We start from the raw sequence: 20,234 nt of genomic DNA on the forward strand, positions 1-20,234 counted from the left end.
GGTGCGCTTCCTTTGTCTCCCACAGCCACTGAACATAGCTCACGGAGCGTTGTGACCAGAGGGTGATCACCGCCGGTAGATCGTGATCGAATGACCGACTTGATCGATCGGACGACTGCTGTCGATCAACTCGGCCAGTTTTCCCCGGGCTTTGTCGATCGAGGTGTCCGAGACGACCAGCAGCCCGTGCACCCCTACCTTGCGTGGATCGGACGACTCGATGCCGTAGTACGACGGCACACCGCTGCCCTTGTAGACGAGCCAGACCCGCTCGCCCGCGTACCGCTCGTGGAGCCGGTCGGCGAGGCGGCCGAGATCCTGCCCCCAGTCCACGTTGGAGTCGTGCAGCCGCAGATAGGTCTTCGACGGACCGCCGAACGCCTCGTTGGAGTACGGCAGATAGTAGGGGAACGTCCGCAGCGAACTCACCGCGACGAACGCCACCAGCAGGCCCGTGGACAGCGGAGCCCACCGCCACCACGACCGCAGCGCCGGCACACAGGCCGCCGCGACCGCCAGGAACATCGGCACGAAGATCGCGTAGCGCGTGCCGAAGTCCCGCGAGCCGTCCATCGCCGTGGCCAGCAACACGGCCGTGGGCACGAGGAGATACGGCGCCGCGGGCCGCAGCCGCCGTACCGCCACGACCGCGACGGCACCCGCCGCCCACAGTGCGATCATGCCGAGCGGGGTCTTCACCAGCAGGGCCACCGGCAGGTAGTACCAGTGCGACCCGGTGTAGAGGTGCCCGAACAGGAAGCCCTGCCACGGGTAGTCCTCCATGCCGAACTGGATGAGCATCCCGTCCCGGAACGCACGCGGGAACGGCATGAGATCCACCAACTGCCCGCGCAGCCCGTGAATCACGGGCACCGGTTCCGTGGACGTGAACCGCAGGTGCGGATCGACCAAGAGATACGACGCCCATACGACGGCGACCGTCACCACCGCGACCGCAGCGGCGCCCGCGACCCCGAGGGCCAACGCACGTCGCCTGGAGTCGCGGTCGGCCGGGCGGCGGGCGGACCACACCGACACGACGGCCAGGAGCATCAGCACCGGTACGGCGGGCAGCGCGCTCATCTTCGTCGCCACGGCGGCACCGAGCGCCACCCCCGCGAGCGGGACGTACAGGAACGGGCGCCGCCTGGCCCGCCACAGCAGCCACACCGACGTCAGCAGAAAGCCGGCCTGCGGTACGTCGAGCGTCGCCAGCGAGCCGTGTGCGACGACATCGGGCGAGCACGCGTACAGGGCGAGCGCCACCAACCCCCGTGCCGGGCCCACGAGTTCACGGGCGAACGCGAACACGACCAGCCCGAACAGCAGGGTCAGTACGATCACCGGCAGCCGCGCCCAGAACATCAGCCGCCAGGGGTCGTTGCCCGACGCGTACAGCAGATGGCGGCCCAACTCGCCTTGGTCACCTTTGTAGTTGGTGTCGAAGTGCGGGTCGGCGAGGGCGATCCCGGCGGCGATCACCAGCTTCCCCAGGGGCGGGTGCTCGGGGTTGTAGTCGAGGCTGTGCTCGCGGAGATAGACGGTGGCCGTGGCCACGTACACCGGCTCGTCGATGGTCGGTGTCTGCTGTACGGCCGTAGTGATCATCACGGCGGCCATCTGCGCGAGCAGCGCCACCACGAGGAGGGGCAACAGCCATCGCTTACGGCGCCGCAGCCCGGCGTAGAGGCGTGCCGACCGCGAGCCGCCGGCGCGCGGCGGCGAGTCCCCGCCACCGCCGTCGTCGAGCGTGTCGGGGTCGAGGACCGAGTGCTGTTCGCGCGCCATCATCCGCCCTGCGGTGAGGCCGGCCACGGGGTGGCGGGAGCGAGGCGGAGCCGGGTCATGGCCCTACTGTCGCATCGCTCCCGCCACCAGGGGCGTCACCGCTTCAGGAGTCGTACCGACAGACCTTCCGCCGTATACACCGGTACGGCCCGCAGCTTGTCCGAGTTCAGCGTGATGCTGTCGAACTGGCCGCGCAGCGAGGTTGCGCTCAGAACCCGCACCGTGGAGCCCGCGATCGGCGGGTGCTCGGCGTCGAACCGCAGGGAGAGCGCGCTGCCCTTGCCGAGCGTCGCGCGCCGCGTGACCTCGACGGCGGGCTGGTGACCCGAGCGGAGCTTGACCTCAAGGGTGGCGGACTGCTGGGCGTACGCGCCGTGGATCTGCACGGACTCCGAGACCCGCAGCGCACCGCCGAGCACACTCACGTCACCGTGGCCCAGCGCGTGCGCCGAACCGGCCACCAGCGCACCGGACTTGAGCACGGTCCCGCCGGTGTACGCGTTGTGCCCGGTCAGGGTGAGCGTGCCGGTGCCCTCCTTGGTCAGACCGCCGCAGCCGTCGATGTCGTTGCGCCAGGCGTCGGCCGCACCGAAGCCACCGGCCGCCGCGTCGAGGGAGACGACGACGTCGGACTCGAAGGAGCCGTAACCGTCCGCCGCCGCGAAGAGGTTGAGGCGCCCCCACTGCTCGAAACCGTCGAGGAGGACGTAGCCGGACGGCAGCGCGGTGGTCCGCAGCACCTCGCGCCGCTGCGCCGCGTCGAGGTACGGCAGCCGGGTCTCCAGCAGGACCTCCGCGCCCTTCGGCACGGTCAGCGGCTTGTCACGGCCGCTGCGGGTGAGCACATAGGTGAACTTGGGCTTCACCAGACGGGAGTTGGCGGTCCGGTCCGCGTACGGGTCGGTCGCGGTGGTCGCCGAGTGGGCGTACGCGTACAGGGTGTCCGCCGTCGTGCCGGTCTTCGCCTCGAAGTAGGCGAGGGCCTGCGCGCGTGCGGCCGCCTTGAGCGTGGCGTTGGCCGGGTCGGCGAGCGTGGCGGCGGCCAGCGCGGTGGCCATGATGCGGCCGCCCATCACGTCGACCGTCGAGTGCATGCCGGCCATGATCCGGGTGTGGCTCAACTGGAAGGTGCGGGTGACCAGTTCCTGGAAGCGCTCCGGTACGGCGTACGCGTAGGCGAGCCCCGCCAGGTGGAAGGCGTTGGTGTGGCCGCTGGGGAAACCGCCGTCGTCCACCGGTGAAGTGCTGCGCTGGCGCAGGAGTTGGGGCGCGACGACCACCTTCGAGTCGTAGACCGGGAAGCCGAGCGCGTCGACCTTGCCGGTGTCGACGACCTCGTTCTTCTCGTTCATGCGGTACGGACGCGGGTACTGGTAGGCGTACTTGCCCGGGTTGCCCGACGCGTAGTTGCCGCGCAGGGTGTCGACCAGTTCGGCGACCTTGCCGAGCGCGGAGTCGTGCGAGCCTGCGCCGAGCGCGGAACCGGCGGGCGCGTCGGCCGGGACGGCGTCGTCGATCTTGGTGGCGGGCGTGCCGTCCGGGGCGCTGGTGATCGAAGTGACCGCCAGGGCACCGGACTTGTACAGGTCGGCCAGCGGACCCAGGCCCGCGATCATCGCGTAGCTCTGGTGCTGGCGGTCGTAGAGGAACGCCTCCTTCGCCTCGGCCTCGGTGCGGTGCGTGGTGAGGTCGACGCAGTACCGCACGTTGGCGCGCAGGATGTCCGGGCGGAGCGGCGTGCCGGTGTTCCAGGCGGCGCCGGTCTTCCATATCTGCGCCATGCCGCCGAGGACCCGGACCACGGCGTTGGTCTCGGGCGTCAGGTTCGCGATGACGTTCGTCTTGTAGTCGTCGACGAACGCGAGCGGGACCGTGGTGGCCTTGGCGTCCGCGGCGGCCAGCCAGCTGACCAGCGTGGGCGCGGCGACCACGGCGGCCGAGGCGCCGAGCGAGGTCTTGAGGAAACCACGTCTGTTCACGGCGGGTCGAACGGCGTTCGTGCGCTGCCCGGCGGGTGACGGCATGGGTGAGCCTCTCTTGAGTTCTACGGCCGATGAGGCCGGCGAGGTCGTGCGACCAGGGAGGGGATCGTGCGATCGGCTGTGGTTCGGGGTGCACCGTACGACGTGGGAAAGCGCATACGTCAACTGGTGCGTACGTGCGAAGATTTGCGGTGAGCCGTGTCCCGTTGGAGGGGGTTCGGCGGCCACGACATGACCCCCGGGTGAACGGGGGCCGTGCGGTTCACAGGATCGATCGGGCCAACGCCACCGCGCCCTCGACGGGCGGCACTTGGATGGGCCACGGCCGTGCTCCGGGTACCTGTTCGGCGAGTGCGCTGGTGAGGGCGTCGTACAGCAGGGGCTGGGCGAGGACGGTGCCGCCCGAGACCACCACGTCGTCGACGGGGACGCCGCGTTCGGCGAGCCGTACGACGAGTGCGGCGAGGGACCGGCCGGCCTCGGCTATCACCTCGCGCGCGAGGAGCGAGCCCGCGTCGGCCGCGGTGAAGACGACCCGGGCGTGCCGCCCCCAGTCGGCGGAGACGTCGGAAGCGCTTTCCAACGCGGCGCCGAGCGCGGGCACTTCGGCCACCCCGAACGCCTCGACGAGTCCCAGGGCGAGTTGGTCCGGAGCCTCGCCCCGGTCGTGCGCGGCCCAGGCGGCGCGGGCCGCCTCGCGGACGAGTCCGGCGGCGCCACCCTCGTCACCCAACACCGCGCCCCAGCCGCCCACTTGGAGTCGGCCGCCGTCGGCGAGCAGGCCCACCGCGACCGAACCGGTGCCGGCGACCAGGCCGACCCCCTTGTCCAACCCGGCGGCGGGGACGAGCAGTTCGGCGTCGCCCACGACCAGCGCGGGCACCTTGAGGCGTTCCTCCAGCGCGGCACGGATCTCGGCGCACTGGCGGGGTGTCTCACAGGCGTGCCCGCCCACGGCGACCGCGGACGGGCGCGTGTGGGCGGGCAGGGCGTCGTGGATCAGCGCGGTGAGCCAGTCGGCGGCGGTCGCGGGGTCGTGCGGCCGCCAGCCGCTGCTCGCACGGATGTGGTCGGCGACGACATCCGCGCCCGCGCACGCGCGCAGATGTGTCTTGGTGCCACCCACGTCGATGCCGACCACGAGGGGCGTGAAGTCCTGCACGGAACCTCTTTCGTCGTTGCGCTGTGCTGCGACGGTTGGGCGAACCGTGTTCGGGGGAACGGCAGTTCAAGCACTAGGGAAGCCCCGGGACGGGCTTCTGACGGACCACGGCAGGCGAGTACCGTGACGTTCGTTAGGAAGTTAACTAACGAAGTACAGTGCGTCAAGAGGCATCGCGCACTCGGCCACAGAGACCACTGTCCGGGCCCGCGTGACGTCAGGACATCCCGTCGCCGCATCCCACGGAACCCCTCCGGGAGCGCGGCCTGTGAACTGGGGGAAGTGTGGAACACGTCGTGGCGCAGGCGTCTCGGCTGACCGAGAGCGCGAGTGCGGTGTTCGCGGTGCTGGCGAGAGCCGGCAGCGCGACCCGGCCGCAGCTCGCGACCCTTGCGGGCCTGTCCAAACCGACGGTGTCCTCCGCCGTGGTGGAGCTGGAGAACGTCCGGCTGGCCGCCCACTCCGGCACCGCCTCCGGCGGCACCGGACGCAACGCCGCCGTATACCGTCTCGGCCCGGCCGCGGGCGCCGTACTCGCCGTCGACCTCGGCCCCGCGTTTACCCGGGTGCGTGGCTGCGCCCTGGACGGCACCCTGCTGGCCGAGGCCAGCAGATCCCGGGAGGACGCCGCAGGCGCCGTACGCGAGGCCCTTGCCGCACTGCCTGTAGGTATCCCGCTGCGCTCGGTCGTCGTCGCCGTCGGTGACGTCCTGGCGCGGAACCAGGCGGGCGCCGGAATGCGCCCCGCGACCGCCAAGGCCGGCCCGGTGTTCGACGCCATGACGGTCGCCCTGCCGCCGGGCGTGCCGGTCCACCTGGAGAACAACGTCAACTGCGCCGCCCTCGCCGAACTGCACGAGGGTGCCGCCCGGGGCCGCCACACCTTCGGCTATCTGCGGATCGGCGTCGGTATCGGCCTCGGCATCGTCGTCGGCGGCCAGGTGTTGCGCGGCGCGAACGGCGCGGCCGGTGAGCTGGCCCGGCTGCCCTACCCCTGGGACGACGCCGTGGAACCGCGCCGGGAGGCCCTGGAGGAGTACGTGGGCGCCCGCTCGCTGCTGCGCCGGGCGGCGGCCGCCTGGCCGGACACGGGCGAACCGTGCCCCGGCAGCGCGGACCAGCTCTTCGCCCTCGCCCGGCAGGGACACGACACGGCGAGCGCACTGGTCGGCCGGCACGCCGCCGACGTGGGCAGACTCGCCGCCGCCGTGGCCGCCGTACTGGACCCGGGACTGATCGTCCTCGGGGGCAGCACGGGCACGGACCCGCAGCTCCTGCCCGGGGTGCGGACCGAGCTGGGTCGGCTGAGCTGGCCCACCGAGGTGGTCAGCAGCACGGTCGGTGATCTCGGCACCGTGGTGGGCGCCGCCCGGCTCGCGGTCGCCAGAGGAGTCCAAACCGTGACCGATGGTGCGGGGGCGAAGGATTGACGGCCTCCGACTTGGTCTGCCAATGTCCGGACAAGCGCTTTCTAAGTCGGCCGGGACGCCGACTTGGGGTGAGCCTTCTCAGCCCGTACGTGACGTACGGCAACCGCACGAGGGTGTGCTTGTGCGGTGACGGCCAGGACGGCCGGGGATCTCGCCCCGTGTGGACGACGCGGCCGGGCGAGGCCGTGCCCCCGGAAAGTGACCTTTCCTGCAAAATGCACCCGTGCCGCATCGGTCGGCGCCGTGCTCCGTCTCCTACGACGAAAAAGGGATCGAAGATGACCACTGTGGGTGTGCGGCGCTCCAGCCGACTCGGCCGCGGCGGCATGCGCCGCCTGGTTCCCCTCGCTGCCGCGACCGCGGCAGGAGCCCTGTTGCTCTCCGCCTGTGGGTCGGGGTCCGGCTCCGGCGGCAACGCCAAGTCGCTGACCTTCTGGATCTCCACGGTTCCGGGGCAGGACGCGGGCTGGAAGAAGCTGATCGCGCAGTACAAGAAGGAAACCGGCGTCAAGGTCAAGCTCGTCAACATCCCCTACGACGGGTACACGACGAAGCTGCACAACGCCGCGCAGGCGAACTCGCTGCCCGACGTGGCGGACGTGCCCGCGCTGGACCCGATCTGGTCGAGCAAGCTGATCGACCTCAAGTCCATCGCGAACAACAAGAGCTACAACATCAACTCGAACTTCCTCGCGAAGGACTCGTCCGGGAAGGTGCTGGCCATCCCCTCGGACGTCACCGCGTCCGGCCTGTTCATCAACAAGTCGCTGTTCGAGAAGGCCGGCGTCGCCGTCCCCGCCTCGCCGGCGAAGACCTGGACCTGGACCGAGTTCATCGCGGCGGCCAACAAGGTGCGCGAGAAGACCGGCGCCAAGTACTCCCTGACGTTCGACCAGTCTCCGTCCCGGCTGCGCGCCATGGTGTACGAGATGGGCGGGAAGTACGTCCACGCGGACTCCTCCGGCAAGTTCTCGGTGGACGCCGCGACCAAGAAGGCCGTGAACTACTTCGTCGGACTGAACGACGACAAGGTCATGCCGAAGTCGGTGTGGACCAGCGGCGCCGACCCGTCCGCCATGTTCCAGAGCGGTGACGTGGTCGCCTACTGGTCCGGCGTGTGGCAGGTGCCCGCCTTCGCGGACAGCATCAAGAAGTTCGAATGGGCCAGCGTCCCGACCCCCGCCCAGCCGGTGCAGGCCAGTGACGTCAACAGCGGCGGCATGATGGTCGGCTTCAACAACAACGGGGCCGCGGCCACCGCCGCGCAGAAGTTCATGTCCTGGGTGTACGAGCCGAAGAACTACACCGAGCTGGTCGAGACCTCAGGGTTCCTCCCCGTCGAGAGCGGTCTGACCCCGAAGTACCCCTTCAAGTCGGCGGCGGCGCAGGCGGCGTTCAAGCTGTACAACGAGGAGATCCCGCTGTACGCCCCCATCTCGGGCTACTTCAACGGCGCGCAGACGAACTGGGTGCTGAAGGGCAAGAGCCTCACCGAGGACCCGACCAAGACGGAGCTCGGCAAGGCGATCAACGGCCAGCAGTCCGCTGACAAGGCCCTGCAGAACATCGTGGACGGCTACAACACGGCGGTCGGCGGCTGATCGTGGGCCAGAGGGCCGGGCGGCGGGGTCGAGACGCCGCCGCCCGCCCTGGTCGCCCATGTGATGCCGGGCTCATGACGTGAGCCGACAGCGATCCATTCCACCAGCACGGAAGTCAGGAAGATGACAAAAAGCGCCGCGGACGTGTCCGTGAGGCCGCCCAGGAAACGACGAAGCACCTACACCCTCGCGCCGCTCGTCCTCATCGCGGCCAACGTCGTGCTCTTCGCGTTGTTCTTCGTGTGGCCGGCGGTGATCGGGCTCGTCTACTCGTTCACGAACTACACCGGTGTGGGGGCGTTCCAGTTCATCGGACTGGACAACTACCAGAACCTGTTCGGGGACTCCACGTTCTACGACGCGCTGATCCGGACGCTGCTGTACACCGTGCTCGTCGTCCCGCTGAACTTCGTGCTCTCGCTGTTCATCGCCAACCTGGTGGTGAGCAAGCAGGCCAAGGGCGCGTCGGTCGCCCGTGTCGTCTTCTTCATCCCGTGGCTCATCTCGCCCATCGTCGTGGGCGTCCTGTGGCGGTGGCTGTTCGGTGAGAACTTCGGACTGATCAACTACGTCATCGAGAAGCTCGGCGGGCACGCGATCGCGTGGCAGTCGAACGCGGACCTGTCGCTGGGCGTCGTGGTGATGGCCGGTGCCTGGTGGGGCACGGCCTTCTCGATGCTGTTGTTCATCGCGGCGATCAAGAACGTGCCGGTGTCGTACTACGAGGCGGCCTCGCTCGACGGTGCCGGCCCCTGGCGCCAGTTCAGGAGCATCACGCTGCCGAGCATCGCGCCCACCTCCTTCATCGTCATCCTGCTCAACACGATCAACGCGATGAAGGAATACCCGCTGTTCGTCTCCCTCAACAACGGCGGACCGGGTACTTCGAACAACCTGCTTGTCCAGTACATCTACCAAACCGGCTTCAACCGGGGCCAGATCGGCTACGCGAGCGCCGCGTCGTTCGTGCTCATGCTCATCCTGATGGCCGTCGCGATCATCCAGCTGATCGTCAACCGGCGGGTGGAGAACCGATGACAACCACAGACACGCCGCGTCCGGTCGAGGGCAAATCCGGCCGGACCCTTTCCAAGAGGCAGCGACGCAACGTGCGCGACGGTGGGCTCCGGCGCGCGGTACCCGCGACGACACTGCTGTGGATCCTGGCGGCCCTCTACGGGCTGCCGGTGCTGTGGTTCGTCCTCAGCTCCTTCAAGCCGGCGGGAGACCTGTTCTCCCTTCCGCTGACGGTGCTTCCGCACAACCCCACCGTGTCGGGCTACAAGGCGGCGTGGGACAGCGCCAACTTCTCCCAGTACTTCATCAACACGGCCCTCGTGTGCGTGATCACGACGATCCTCACGGTGGGCGTCAGCTGCTGCACCGGGTACGCGCTGGCCAAGTACAACAACAGGTGGCTGAAGTTCTTCTTCATCTGCATCCTGGCCACCACGATGCTGCCGTCCGAGGTCATGCTCGCCCCGGAGTTCCTGGTGGTCCGCAACCTGGGCCTCTACAACTCGTTCGCCGGCATCATCCTCCCGGCCGTGCTCACCGCGACCGGATGCTTCATGTTCCGCCAGTTCTTCCTGACGGTCCCGGACGAACTCGTGGAAGCCGCACGCATCGACGGCGCCCGCGAACTGTCCATCTTCCTGCGGATCATGGTGCCGATCTCCCGGCCCATCATGCTGACCCTCGCCATCCTGTCCTTCCAGTGGCGGTGGAACGACTACATCTGGCCGCTGCTGATGCTGAACGACCCCAACAAGTTCACCGTGCAGATCGGCATCCAGAGCCTCGTCGGGGCGCAGAACATCAACTGGTCGGTGCTGCTCGGCGGTTCGGTCATCTCGATGATCCCGCTGATCCTCATCTTCCTGGTCTTCCAGCGCTACGTCATGAGCGCCGACATCAACGCCGGACTGAAGGACTGACCTTGCCCACCCCGCTCGACCACGCTTTCGTCCGCGCGGCGGCCGGAGCCGCCGACCGGGCGGCCGCCCCGCTGGCGGCCGGCCCCGACGAGGAACCCGCCGGTGTGCCGCACCGTGGTCTGGCGCGCCGGGTGAAGACCCTGGTCGCGGCGTACCGGTCCCCGGACTCGGCACTGCACGGCAGCGGACAGGCGGTCGCCGCCGCGACGACCCACCTCCGCGCCCTGCGGGCCGTGCAGACGCGCTCCGGTCTCTTCGCGGGCGGAGACAACGTCCAGTCACCGCCCGACTCCGCGTTCACCGTCAACGACGTGTGCGACGCGTACGTCCTCGCCGCCGACGCGGGACCGGAACTGGGCGAGGTGACGGCCGTGCTCGCCGAGATCGCGAGCGCCGCCACCGCCAGTCTCCTGACCGGTGGCGTGCACACCCCGAACCACCGCTGGGAGCTGAGCGCGGCGCTCGCCCGTCTGCACCGGTCGTTCCCCGACGACCGGCTGCTCGACCGCGTCGAGGAGTGGCTCGCCGAGGGCGTCGACCTCGACACGGAAGGCCTGTACTCGGAACGCAGTGCCGTCTACGCGTCCATCGTGACCAACCCGTCGCTGCTGTTGCTGGCCGAGGTGCTCGGGCGTACCGACCTGCTGGACGCCGTCGAACGCAACCTCGCCACGACCCTGGACCTGATCAGGCCGGACGGCACGGTGGAGACCGTCCACTCGCGCCGCCAGGACCAGAAGCTCTCGTTCGCGCTGTGGCCCTACCTGCCGCACTACCGGCTGCTCGCGATCCGCACCGGCCGGGGCGACTTCGCCCGCGCGGCCCGCCTGGCGGCCGCCGACGGCATCGACGACCCCGACCTGCTCGCCCAGACCCTTCTCACCCCGGATCTGTGCCGCGCCCTGCCGGCCCCGGACGCGGAGCAGCTCCCGCGCGACCGGTACCTCCCCACCGCACGCCTCGCCGCACACGTCTCGAACACCGCGCACACCGTGGTGTACGGCGGCTCGGACGTGCCCGAGCACCGGCGCATCCGCTCGGGCCTCGCCTGCAACCCCACCTTCCTGCGCCTGTTCGCCGGTGCCGCCGTCCTCGACGCGGTCCGCCTCTCGCGGGTGTTCTTCGACCTGGGTCCGTTCCGCGCCGCCGACATGGAACAGCTCGCCGACAACCGGTACCGGCTCACCCAAACCCTCACCACCGCCTACTACCAGCCGCTCCCGAAGGACCGGAGGCGCGAGGACGGCGCCTACCGTCTGGTGGACGAGGGCCGCTTCTCCGCGGCGATGGCCTTCCCCGACCGCCCTCAGGACGAGGTCTCCCACACGACCCGGGTCGAGGTCGACCTGCGGGAGGACGGGGCCGACCTGCGGATCGACATCAGCGGTCCATCGGTGCCCTGGGCCCTCGAACTGACCTTCCGGGCAGGGGGAGTTGCAGAGGGCGCGGTCCCGATCGGCGACGGACGCTGGTGCCTGACCACCGGCCCGCTGACCTACCGTGTCGGCGACGACGAGATCCGGGTCGAGGCCCAGGTCGAGGCCGGCGAACCCCTCGCCGGACCGGACCGGAGCGACGTACTGCGCTACGACCCGGGCCAGGACTACACCGTGGCCGGCGGCACCGACGCGACGACCGGGAACCGCGTCTACCTCGGTGGACTCGGCCCGCAGACACTGACCGTCGCACTGCGCGCCCGCCGCAGCGCACCCGCCCGCTGACCCCGACGACCCACACCATGGCCACCTCAGGCATGAAGGGCTGAACCACCCGTGCACCTCCTCCACCAGCGCGGCCCGCTGCACGACCTCCCGGACACCCAGGAGGCCTACGACGCGGTCCTCGCCGACGTCGTCGAGCAGGCCCTGCGCCGCATCACGCCGGACGGCAACCTCGAACACCCCGACTGCTACGACGACATCGGGGACACCTCGCTCGGCATCACGTCCCTGCTGGCCTTCGCCTGGCAGCGCGGCAAGGACCCCCGCCTGCCGGAGGCGGTACGGCGCAGCCTCGCCTTCCACCTCCGGGAGCGCGTCTACACCGAGGACAACCCCGGCTACCCGAACCTGAAGGTCCGCAACTCCGGTCTCCCGTACGCCCGTTACGTCCTGGAAGCGGGCGCGCACCCCATCGGCGACTGGCCGAGCACGGCGTGGGCACTCCTCCAGGCGGTCAACGTCCTGTACGCGGCGGACGGACTCGTCGACGACGAACAGCGCACCGCTCTGGCCGAGTTGGCGCACGGCTACTGGCGCTGGCTCACCGAGGCCACCTTCTTCAACCCGCAGGAGGCAGGCAACCAGGCCATCGGCTGTGTCGTCGGCGGCCTGATGCTGGCCCGCCATCTCCCTTCAGCAGAAGGAGAGTTGGTCCGTACGCGCGCACTCCGTGTCTACGGTGACGAGATCCGCGCCCACCGCGTGAGCGACCGTGGCGCCCTTCTCCCGCCCGAGCACGGCGGAGCGTACGACAACAACTACGGCCCGATCTCCCTCTCCTTCCTCGCACAGGCCCACATCGTCAGCGGCGAGGACGTCTTCGCCGAGGACGGGGAGGCGCTGGCCCGCTACGTCGACGCCCGCCTCACCAACGGCGGCTTCGACAACGGCGGCCCCCGCTACAGCGAACAGCACTCCGCCTTCGAATCGGTCCTCGGCCTGCGCTACTTCGGCAGCCGTATCGGCTCCGACATCGGCCGCTACCGGGGCGACAGCCGCTGGGCCCGGCACGCGGTCAAGCCCGACGGGGGAGTGGACGGGCACTTCGCGTGGATGCTGGTCTGGCAGATCCAGGACACCACGCGCTGGCACCGCACGCCGTCGACGGAGGCGGCCCGCCATCAACTCCGGGCCGGGACCGTGTCGGTGGCCTTCGACGACAGGATGACCCCGTCACTTGTCGAGGCGGCCGGCACGTACTACCTGCCCGCCGCAGTGAACCGCCAGCACGGGTTCGGCCCGGTGCTCGACGGCTTCCTGTTCTGCCGCCCGATGGGCGAGGTGCGCGTCCGGGACGTCCGCGCCGAGGGACTGACCGCCAAGCTGGTCACCAAGCCGGTCGTCGGCCGCGACCACGTCCTGCGGCACGTCCGCTCCCTGTACGTCACCGACGGCACGCGCCTGTGGACGACGGTGGCCGTCCAACGGCTCGACGGAGCACCGTACTTGCTGGCCGGGCTGCCGTACGCGGCGGACGACGGGGACCGGGTGCGCAGGACGGCCGAGGGCGACGTGACCTCCGCGGGCACCCTGCGTCTCACCCACCCGACCGGCGAGGGCGCCGACCACTTCGACGCCCGCTCCGAACTCTCCCAGCAGGAGGCGGCGTTCGCCCTCGCGGCCGACCCGCGCGGCTACGGCAACCCCGACGAGGGCTGGGGTCACCTGGTCACCTCCACGGCACTCGAGGCCGAACCGGCACCGGGCGCGCCGGAGAACCTGCACGTGTTCGCCGTACGGTACGGACCCGGAGCCGGGGAGTTCGCGCCCGCCTTCGAGACCGGTGAGGACGGTCTGACTCTTACTGTCCGCACGGAGGCGTTCACCGCGGTGATCGGCGACCCGGCGGGCAATGCCGACGCCGAGCCGGAGCTCACCCTGCGGGCCTGAGGGCCACTCAACTGCCTGCCCGCGCCGCCGAGTTCTGCTCCGGCGCGGGCAGTGCGCCGCCCGGCACCACCAGGTCCGCCCGATCCCGGGTCGTCGCCACCACGTCGGCGTTGCGCTGGTCCGTGCCCAACACCCAGGCCACGGCGGTCTCGTGGTCCTTGCCGAACTCCTCGTGCCGGGTGACGAGCCGCCGTACGCGTTCGTCCTCGTCGGTCTCGCAGAACCACACCTCGTCCAGGCACGGTCGTACCCGCGCCCATGAACCCGCCTCCAGCAGCAGGTAGTTGCCCTCCGTCACCACCAGGCGGGCGGTCGGCAGTACCGGGATCGCACCGGCGATCGGCTGCTCCAGGACGCGCTCGAAGCCCGGTGCGTACACGACGTCGTCGGTGTCCTCGCGCACGCGCCGCAGCAGCGCCGCGTAGCCGGCCGCGTCGAAGGTGTCGGGCGCGCCCTTGCGAGCGCGGCGGCCGAGGCGGTCCAGTTCGACGTCGGCGAGGTGGAAGCCGTCCATGGGGACGTGGGCGACCCATGGTTCGCCGGTGCCGTTCAACGCGCGCACCAGATGCTCGGCGAGGGTGGTCTTGCCCGCGCCCGGGCTGCCGGTGATACCGAGGACGGCACGGCGGCCGGGGGCGGCGAGGGCGGTGGCACGGGTGAGGAGGTCGTCGAAAGTCAGTGGCACACCGAGAGTGTGCCATCCGTCTCGGTTGCCCGGCCGGGGCGATGATGGGCGGAAGATCGGGGAGTCGAGTCGGCAGAGAGACCATGGAGTGGGGGACAGGAACAGGAGCCGTCCATGCCCGACGACGCGACACAGATCCGCACCTTGATCACCGACTGGGCCGAGGCCGTCCACCGCGGCGACCTCGAGGGCGTCATGGCCGACCACACCGAGGACCTCGTGATGTACGACGTCCCGCCGCCCCACGCGGGCATCCACGGCCTCGCCGCCTACCGCGCCACCTGGCCGCCGTTCTTCGAGTGGCAGGCCCAGGGCGCCTGCTTCGACATCGACTCCCTCGACATCACGGCCGGCACGGACGTCGCCTACGCCCACGCGCTGCTCCGGTGCGGCACCCCCGAGGAGTTCGCCGCCTGCCCGAGCCTGCGGCTACGGCTGACCTTCGGCCTGCGCAAGGAGAAGGGCCGGTGGCTGGTCGCGCATGAACACCACTCGTTTCCGCATGACTGAGGCTGAGTTTCCGCACGACTGAGGCTGAAAGGGCGCTCAGGTCGACTTCCTGATCAACTCGTCGGCGACCCAGCGTGCTACGCCGGCGGGGTAGGGCGAGGGCAGTCCGAGGACGATGTGGTGGAAGCCCGCGTCGATCGCCTCGCGGATCGCGGCCCGGGTGGTCTCGGGACGGTCGTAGGAGGCGGAGAGGTGGATGGAGCGGGTGATCGTGGCGGGGGCGCGGCCGATCTCGGCGCAGTAGCGGTCGAGGAGTGCGCTGCGGTCGATGGCGTCCTCGATGTCGCCGCCGGGGATGTTCCACAGGTCGGCGTGCTCGGCGACCACGCGCAGGGTCGCGGCCGAGCGTCCGCCGATGAGGATCGGCGGGTGGGGGCGCTGGACGGGCTCGGGGCTGCCGAACGCCCCGGTGAGGTGGTGATGGGTGCCGTGGAAGTCGAACGGTTTCTCCTCGGTCCACAGCCGCCGGATGACCGTGCAGGCCTCGGCGAGGCTCGCGACGGCGTGCGCGGAGTCGTGGAAGGGGAGGCCGTGCGCCTCGTACTCGCGCCGGGCCAGCGGATGGTCCGGGCGTGAGCCGACGCCGATGCCGAAGTCGAGCCGACCGCCGGAGACGACGTCGACGGTCGTGGCGATCTTCGCCAGCATCGCGGGCGGCCGGAAGCGGTTGCTGGTCACCATCACGCCGAGCCGCAGTCGGCGGGTCCGCGCGGCGAGGGCGGAGAGCAGCGTCCAGCCCTCGAAGGTCGGTCCGTCCGGGTCGCCGCCGATCGGCATGAGGTGGTCGAACAGCCAGGCGTGCTCGATCTCCGGGACGGTGTCGGCCTCCTGCCAGACACGGAGGAGGTCGGGGTACTCGACCTGCATGGGGGCGGTCATGATTCCGAAGCTGGTTCGGGGTGTGCGGGGCATGGCGCCTTCCGTCCTTCGGCAGCGCGTGGCGGCAGGCATGGCTTGGCCGTCCGGCTGCCGCTCTGGCATGATGGGCAAGCGGAACTGTGTTCCGGAAAACGATACGGAACGATGTTCCGTTTATCAAGTTCTAGCGGTGGAGGAACTGCGCGGTGGGCGACAACGAGGCGGAAGCGGGCGGCGCGGTCCCGTCCAAGCGGGCCGACGCGCGGCGCAACAAGGAGACCCTCCTCGACGCCGCAGCCAAGGTCTTCGTCGCGTCGGGTGTCGATGCTCCGGTACGCGACATCGCGCGCGAGGCCGGTGTCGGACTCGGCACGATCTACCGGCACTTCCCGACGCGCGCGGATCTCGTCATCGCCGTCTACCGGCACCAGGTCGAGGCCTGCGCCGAAGCCGGTCCGGCGCTGCTGGCGAGTGGCGCCACGCCGTACGCCGCGCTGCGGGAGTGGATCAATCTGTTTGTCGACTTCCTGGTCACCAAGCATGGACTCGCCGCGGTGCTGCGGTCCGACACCGCCGGTTTCGAGGCGCTGCACGGCTACTTCCTGGACCGCCTGCTGCCCGTGTGTGCCGAGTTGTTCGACGCGGCCGTCGCCGCCGGTGAGGTCCGGTCGGACCTGACGTCCTACGAGATCATGCGCGGCGTCGGCAACCTCTGTGTCGGCGCGGAGGGCGACGAGCGCTACGACGCGCTCCGGCTTGTCGATGTCTTCGTCGCGGGCATGCGCCTGTCCCGCTGACCGGGTTGCGGTCGCCTCGTTCATGCGCCGGTAGCCAGTGCGTCACTTGTTGCTCATCCCGCGCTGAGACGTTCCCTCTGTCGGAAAAGTTGGCTATACAACTTTGAGAGGGAGTGATGGCAATGTCACTGTCCGTGGAAGACCTCGCAGGGAACCGCATAGAGGACCTGCCGCTTACCTGGCTGCGGGACAACTGCCCCTGTCCCCGGTGCCGCGACCCGCGCAACGGACAGAAGCTGTTCCAGATCACCGAGTTGCCCACCGGCCTCGCGCTGGACGCCGTGCGTCGGACCGTCGACGGCGTCGAGATCGACTGGGCGCCCGACGGACACCGTTCCGCGTACTCCGCGCAGTGGCTCACCGCCAACCGGCCCGCCGCCGGGGACGGTTCCGAGGACCGGCGCGGCGAGAACGGCAAGACCCTGTGGGCCGCCGCCGATCTGAACGGCCGCCTCCCCGAGGCGAGTTGGACGGAGTACCTGGGCAACCCTGCGGTCAAGGCGCGGGTGCTGGAGGCAGTCCTCGGGCTCGGCTTCGCCCTCCTGCGCGATGTGCCGTGCCGCGAGGAGCAGGTGCTGGAGGTCGCGGAGACCTTCGGGTACGTCCGCGAGACCAACTACGGGCGGCTCTTCGACGTACGGGTCGAACCCGACCCCAACAACCTCGCCTTCACCGGCGCCCGGATCACCCCGCACACCGACAACCCGTACCGCGACCCGGTGCCCACGCTCCAACTCCTGCACTGTCTGTCCAACGCGGCGGTCGGTGGCGACTCAGGACTGGTGGACGGATTCAAGGCCGCCGCGCTGCTGCGGGCCGAGGACCCGGAGGCGTTCGCCGTACTGACCCGCACCCCCGTGCCGTTCCGCTTCAGCGACGCACGCACCGAACTGGCCGCCGACCGCCCGCTGATCGACGTGGACGGCCGGGGCCGGATCCGCGAGGTGCGCTTCAACAACCGTTCCATCGGCACCCTGTTGCTGCCCGCCGACGAACTGGAGGCCTTCTACCGGGCCTACCGCACCTTCGCCGAGATCACCCTGCGCCCCGAACTCCAGCTGGAGTTCCGGCTGTTGCCCGGCGACTGCCTCATCTTCGACAACGTACGGCTGCTGCACGCGCGAACCGCCTTCGAGGAGAGCGGCGCCCGCCACCTCCAGGGCACCTACGCCGACCTCGACGCACTGGCCGGCACGTTGGCCGTACTGCGTCGCGAACGGGCCGTAGCCGCAAGGGAGTTCGTGGACGAGCTGGCTGAACTCTTCGCAGGCGAGGGTGCGAGTGCCTACCTGGGGGAGCAAGTGACCATGGCGCAGCACATGTTGCAGGCGGCGGCCCGGGCCGAAGAGGCGGGGGCGCCCGACGCGTTGGTCGCCGCCGCGCTGCTGCACGACCTCGGGCACTTCCACGGGCCGGTCAGCGGTGCGGAGTTGATGGAGGGCACCGACAACCGGCACAGCCACACCGGGGCGGACCGGCTGGCCGAGTGGTTCGGACCCGAGGTCACCGAGCCGATCCGGCTGCACGTGGCGGCGAAGCGGTATCTGTGCGCGGTCGAGCCGGGATACTTCGGCCGGCTCTCGCAGGCCTCGGTGTACACGCTGGAGGTGCAGGGTGGCCCGATGTCTCCGGCGGAGGTCGCGGCGTACGAGGCGAATCCCTACGCGGCGGACGGGGTCGCGGTGCGCCGCTGGGACGACGAGGGCAAGGACCCCGAGGCGCCGACCCCGGACTTCGCGCACTTCCGGCCGCTGCTCATGGCCTCGTCGCGGAAGGGCTGAACAGGGCCTGCCTGTAAGGACTACGAGGACTACGAGGACTGACTCAGGCGTCGTCGGCCGGGCGGCGGGCCAGCGAGCCGGACGCGGTCGAGCTGTGCACGGTGAAGGCCACGGTCTCCGGAAGGTACCGGTCCTCGGACCATTCGACCGGTGTGCCCGCCGGATCCGTACTGCACCGCCGCTCGCGGAGCAGCGGGTCGCCGGGTCGGCAGCCGAGCAGTCGGGCGTCCTCCTCGTCGGCCCGGCACAGGTCGATGGTGTGCTGGGCGTCCGCGATCAGCACGCCCGACTCCTCCAGGGCCACGGTGTGCGACACGGTGTCGGGCGGCAGCGAGGCGATCAACTCGCCCACGGCGGACGGGTATACGGTGCGCTCGATCATCGCGGGTCGTCCCGAGAGGGTGCGCAGTCGCCGTACCTCGTAGATCTCCGCCCCTGCGGGCAGGCGCAGTCGGTCCCGCTCGGTCGGGTCGGCGGGGCGAGTCTCGACGGTGACGGTCCGGCCGCCGGGTTCCTCGCCGGTCGAGCGGGCCCAGCGGGTGAAGCTGAGGAGTTCGCCGAAGCTCTGCGGGCGGGGCGCGCCGATCACGACCCGGCGGGTGCCGCGCCGGGAGGCGATCAGTCCCTCGGTGCGCAGGAGGGCCATCGCCTGGCGGATCGTGCCCCGGGAGACGCCGTACCGTTCGGCGAGTTCACCCTCGGCGGGCAGCCGTCCGCCGGAGCCGTAGCGGCCCTCGCCGATCTCGCGGCCGAGGTCGGCCGCGACCTTGCGGTACATCGCCGGGGGTTTTCCCGTGCCGGCCGGGCCGTCCGTCACCGTGCGCCTCTCCCTGGGTACCGAGGCCGTCAGTCGTTGTCGGCGTTCTCGGCGCTCTTCTTGTTCTTGATCCGCTCGGCTTCCTTGCGGACCTCGGCCTGCGTGGCGCGCTCCTTCTCCAGCCACTCCGGGCTGTCCTTCTTCAGCGTCTCGATCTGCTCGGTGGTGAGGGCTTCGGTGACCCCGCCGCGGGCGAGACCGGCGATGGAGACGCCGAGCCTGGCCGCGACGACCGGGCGCGGGTGCGGGCCGTTGGTGCGCAGCTCGCGCAGCCACTCGGGCGGGTTGGCCTGCAGCTCGTTCAGCTCGGCGCGGGAGACCTCGCCCTTCTGGAACTCGGCGGGGGTGGCCTCTAGGTACACACCCAGCTTCTTCGCCGCCGTGGCGGCCTTCATGGTCTGGGCGGTCTGGTGCGACTTCATACCGTCAAGAGTATCGACCGCGTTCGAGACCTCCGACCACGGCGGGTAACCTTGCGGGGTGACAGGCTCGGAAGCATCCCCCACGTTCCGGCTCGCGTACGTCCCCGGGGTGACGCCCGCCAAGTGGGTGCGGATCTGGAACGAGCGCCGGCCCGACGTCCCCCTCGTTCTCGTACCGGTTCCGGCCGCCGAAGCAGCCGATGTGCTGCGGCGCGGTGAGGCCGACGCCGGACTCGTACGGCTGCCGGTCGACCGTGAGGTCTTCAGCGCGATCGCCCTCTACACCGAGGCGACCGTGGTCGTAGCCCCCAAGGACCACGTTGTGACGGTGGCCGAAGAGGTGTCCCTCGACGAGCTCGCCGACGAGGTGGTCCTCCACCCCCTCGACGACGTCCTCGACTGGGAACAGCCGCCGGGGGAGCCCGCGTTCGAGCGTCCCGCGACCACCGAGGACGCCGTCGAACACGTGGCGTCCGGCATCGGCATCCTCTACGTCCCCCAGTCCCTGGCCCGGCTGCACCACCGCAGGGACCTCACCTACCGGACCGTCGTCGACGCCCCCCAGTCGGACGTCGCCCTGTCCTGGCCCGAGGACAAGACCACCGAACTGGTCGAGGACTTCATCGGCATCGTCCGCGGCCGCACGGTCAACAGCACCCGGGGCCGTACGCCGACGCCCGCCGAGCCGAAGACGAAGGCGAAGCGCACCGAGGCTCCCGCGCGCCGCAAGCCCGCCGCCGGAAAGACGAGCGGCAAGACCGGCAGGTCCGGAAACACCGGCAAGAACCCTCGCGGCGCTTCCGGCGGCGCCAAGGGAACCAAGCGCGGCAAGCCCCGAGGTCGCTGACAGCCG

Annotated in this window: 17 protein-coding genes; 10 read left to right on the top strand and 7 right to left on the bottom strand. The window is 70.3% G+C overall.

Annotation, left to right across the window (positions count from 1 at the left end; genetic code table 11):
* Positions 1–66: 66 nt before the first annotated feature.
* The 3 genes from SPR02S_RS49085 to SPR02S_RS49095 form a co-directional block, all read right to left on the bottom strand.
* The gene (locus SPR02S_RS49085) at positions 67–1,791 is read right to left on the bottom strand and encodes an ArnT family glycosyltransferase (protein ID WP_043259035.1); all 1,725 of its coding nucleotides are present in this window, start codon (positions 1,789–1,791) and stop codon (positions 67–69) included.
* A gap of 92 nt (positions 1,792–1,883) precedes the next feature.
* Positions 1,884–3,812 carry a phosphatase PAP2 family protein gene (locus tag SPR02S_RS49090; RefSeq protein WP_026151598.1) on the bottom strand — a complete coding sequence of 643 codons (1,929 nt, stop codon included), beginning with the start codon at positions 3,810–3,812 and terminating at the stop codon, positions 1,884–1,886.
* 220 nt (positions 3,813–4,032) lie between these two features.
* Positions 4,033–4,932 (bottom strand): N-acetylglucosamine kinase, encoded by a 900-nt coding sequence (locus SPR02S_RS49095; protein WP_019064421.1) that lies wholly within the window; start codon positions 4,930–4,932, stop codon positions 4,033–4,035.
* A 296-nt stretch (positions 4,933–5,228) separates the two neighbouring features.
* On the opposite strand from SPR02S_RS49095, the gene SPR02S_RS49100 reads away from it, so the two are divergent.
* The 6 genes from SPR02S_RS49100 to SPR02S_RS49125 all read left to right on the top strand — a co-directional run bounded on the left by SPR02S_RS49100 (position 5,229) and on the right by SPR02S_RS49125 (position 13,511).
* Positions 5,229–6,362: an ROK family protein gene (locus SPR02S_RS49100; RefSeq protein WP_019064422.1), complete on the top strand. Its 1,134-nt coding sequence runs from the start codon at positions 5,229–5,231 to the stop codon at positions 6,360–6,362.
* Between the two features lie 278 nt (positions 6,363–6,640).
* Positions 6,641–7,963, top strand: a complete 1,323-nt coding sequence (locus SPR02S_RS49105) for an extracellular solute-binding protein (RefSeq protein ID WP_019064423.1) — start codon at positions 6,641–6,643, stop codon at positions 7,961–7,963.
* A gap of 123 nt (positions 7,964–8,086) precedes the next feature.
* Positions 8,087–9,001: a carbohydrate ABC transporter permease gene (locus tag SPR02S_RS49110; RefSeq protein WP_026151599.1), complete on the top strand. Its 915-nt coding sequence runs from the start codon at positions 8,087–8,089 to the stop codon at positions 8,999–9,001.
* Positions 8,998–9,900 (top strand): carbohydrate ABC transporter permease, encoded by a 903-nt coding sequence (locus SPR02S_RS49115; protein WP_019064425.1) that lies wholly within the window; start codon positions 8,998–9,000, stop codon positions 9,898–9,900. Before SPR02S_RS49110 ends, SPR02S_RS49115 begins: the two co-directional genes overlap by 4 nt.
* Positions 9,901–9,902: 2 nt before the next feature.
* Positions 9,903–11,621, top strand: a complete 1,719-nt coding sequence (locus SPR02S_RS49120) for a hypothetical protein (protein WP_019064426.1) — start codon at positions 9,903–9,905, stop codon at positions 11,619–11,621.
* A gap of 51 nt (positions 11,622–11,672) precedes the next feature.
* Complete coding sequence (locus SPR02S_RS49125) at positions 11,673–13,511, top strand: hypothetical protein (protein WP_019064427.1); 1,839 nt, start codon at positions 11,673–11,675, stop codon at positions 13,509–13,511.
* Positions 13,512–13,518: 7 nt separating this feature from the next.
* Here SPR02S_RS49125 and SPR02S_RS49130 read toward each other — a convergent pair whose 3' ends face one another.
* Positions 13,519–14,196, bottom strand: coding sequence for a nucleoside/nucleotide kinase family protein (locus SPR02S_RS49130; RefSeq protein ID WP_019064428.1), 678 nt, complete (start codon positions 14,194–14,196; stop codon positions 13,519–13,521).
* A 114-nt stretch (positions 14,197–14,310) separates the two neighbouring features.
* Between SPR02S_RS49130 and SPR02S_RS49135 the strand changes: the two genes are divergently transcribed.
* The gene (locus SPR02S_RS49135; protein WP_019064429.1) at positions 14,311–14,706 is read left to right on the top strand and encodes a YybH family protein; all 396 of its coding nucleotides are present in this window, start codon (positions 14,311–14,313) and stop codon (positions 14,704–14,706) included.
* A 36-nt stretch (positions 14,707–14,742) separates the two neighbouring features.
* On the opposite strand, the gene SPR02S_RS49140 is transcribed toward SPR02S_RS49135, so the two are convergent.
* The gene (locus tag SPR02S_RS49140) at positions 14,743–15,618 is read right to left on the bottom strand and encodes an LLM class flavin-dependent oxidoreductase (protein WP_019064430.1); all 876 of its coding nucleotides are present in this window, start codon (positions 15,616–15,618) and stop codon (positions 14,743–14,745) included.
* A 152-nt stretch (positions 15,619–15,770) separates the two neighbouring features.
* Here SPR02S_RS49140 and SPR02S_RS49145 point away from each other — a divergent pair, with 152 nt between their 5' ends.
* The gene (locus SPR02S_RS49145) at positions 15,771–16,361 is read left to right on the top strand and encodes a TetR/AcrR family transcriptional regulator (protein ID WP_019064431.1); all 591 of its coding nucleotides are present in this window, start codon (positions 15,771–15,773) and stop codon (positions 16,359–16,361) included.
* A 122-nt stretch (positions 16,362–16,483) separates the two neighbouring features.
* Entirely contained in the window at positions 16,484–18,142 is a 1,659-nt protein-coding gene (gene tmpA / locus SPR02S_RS58165; protein ID WP_019064432.1) for a 2-trimethylaminoethylphosphonate dioxygenase, read from the top strand.
* Between the two features lie 43 nt (positions 18,143–18,185).
* Here tmpA and SPR02S_RS49155 read toward each other — a convergent pair whose 3' ends face one another.
* A complete protein-coding gene (locus SPR02S_RS49155) occupies positions 18,186–18,959 on the bottom strand; it encodes a GntR family transcriptional regulator (RefSeq protein WP_019064433.1) in 774 nt (257 codons plus the stop codon).
* Between the two features lie 29 nt (positions 18,960–18,988).
* Complete coding sequence (locus SPR02S_RS49160; protein WP_019064434.1) at positions 18,989–19,381, bottom strand: DUF5997 family protein; 393 nt, start codon at positions 19,379–19,381, stop codon at positions 18,989–18,991.
* Between the two features lie 58 nt (positions 19,382–19,439).
* Here SPR02S_RS49160 and SPR02S_RS49165 point away from each other — a divergent pair, with 58 nt between their 5' ends.
* Positions 19,440–20,228, top strand: coding sequence for a LysR family transcriptional regulator substrate-binding protein (locus tag SPR02S_RS49165; protein WP_019064435.1), 789 nt, complete (start codon positions 19,440–19,442; stop codon positions 20,226–20,228).
* Positions 20,229–20,234 lie beyond the last annotated feature (6 nt).

It is taken from the genome of Streptomyces prunicolor NBRC 13075 (assembly GCF_000367365.1).
GTDB classification, from domain to species: Bacteria; Actinomycetota; Actinomycetes; order Streptomycetales; family Streptomycetaceae; genus Streptomyces; species Streptomyces prunicolor.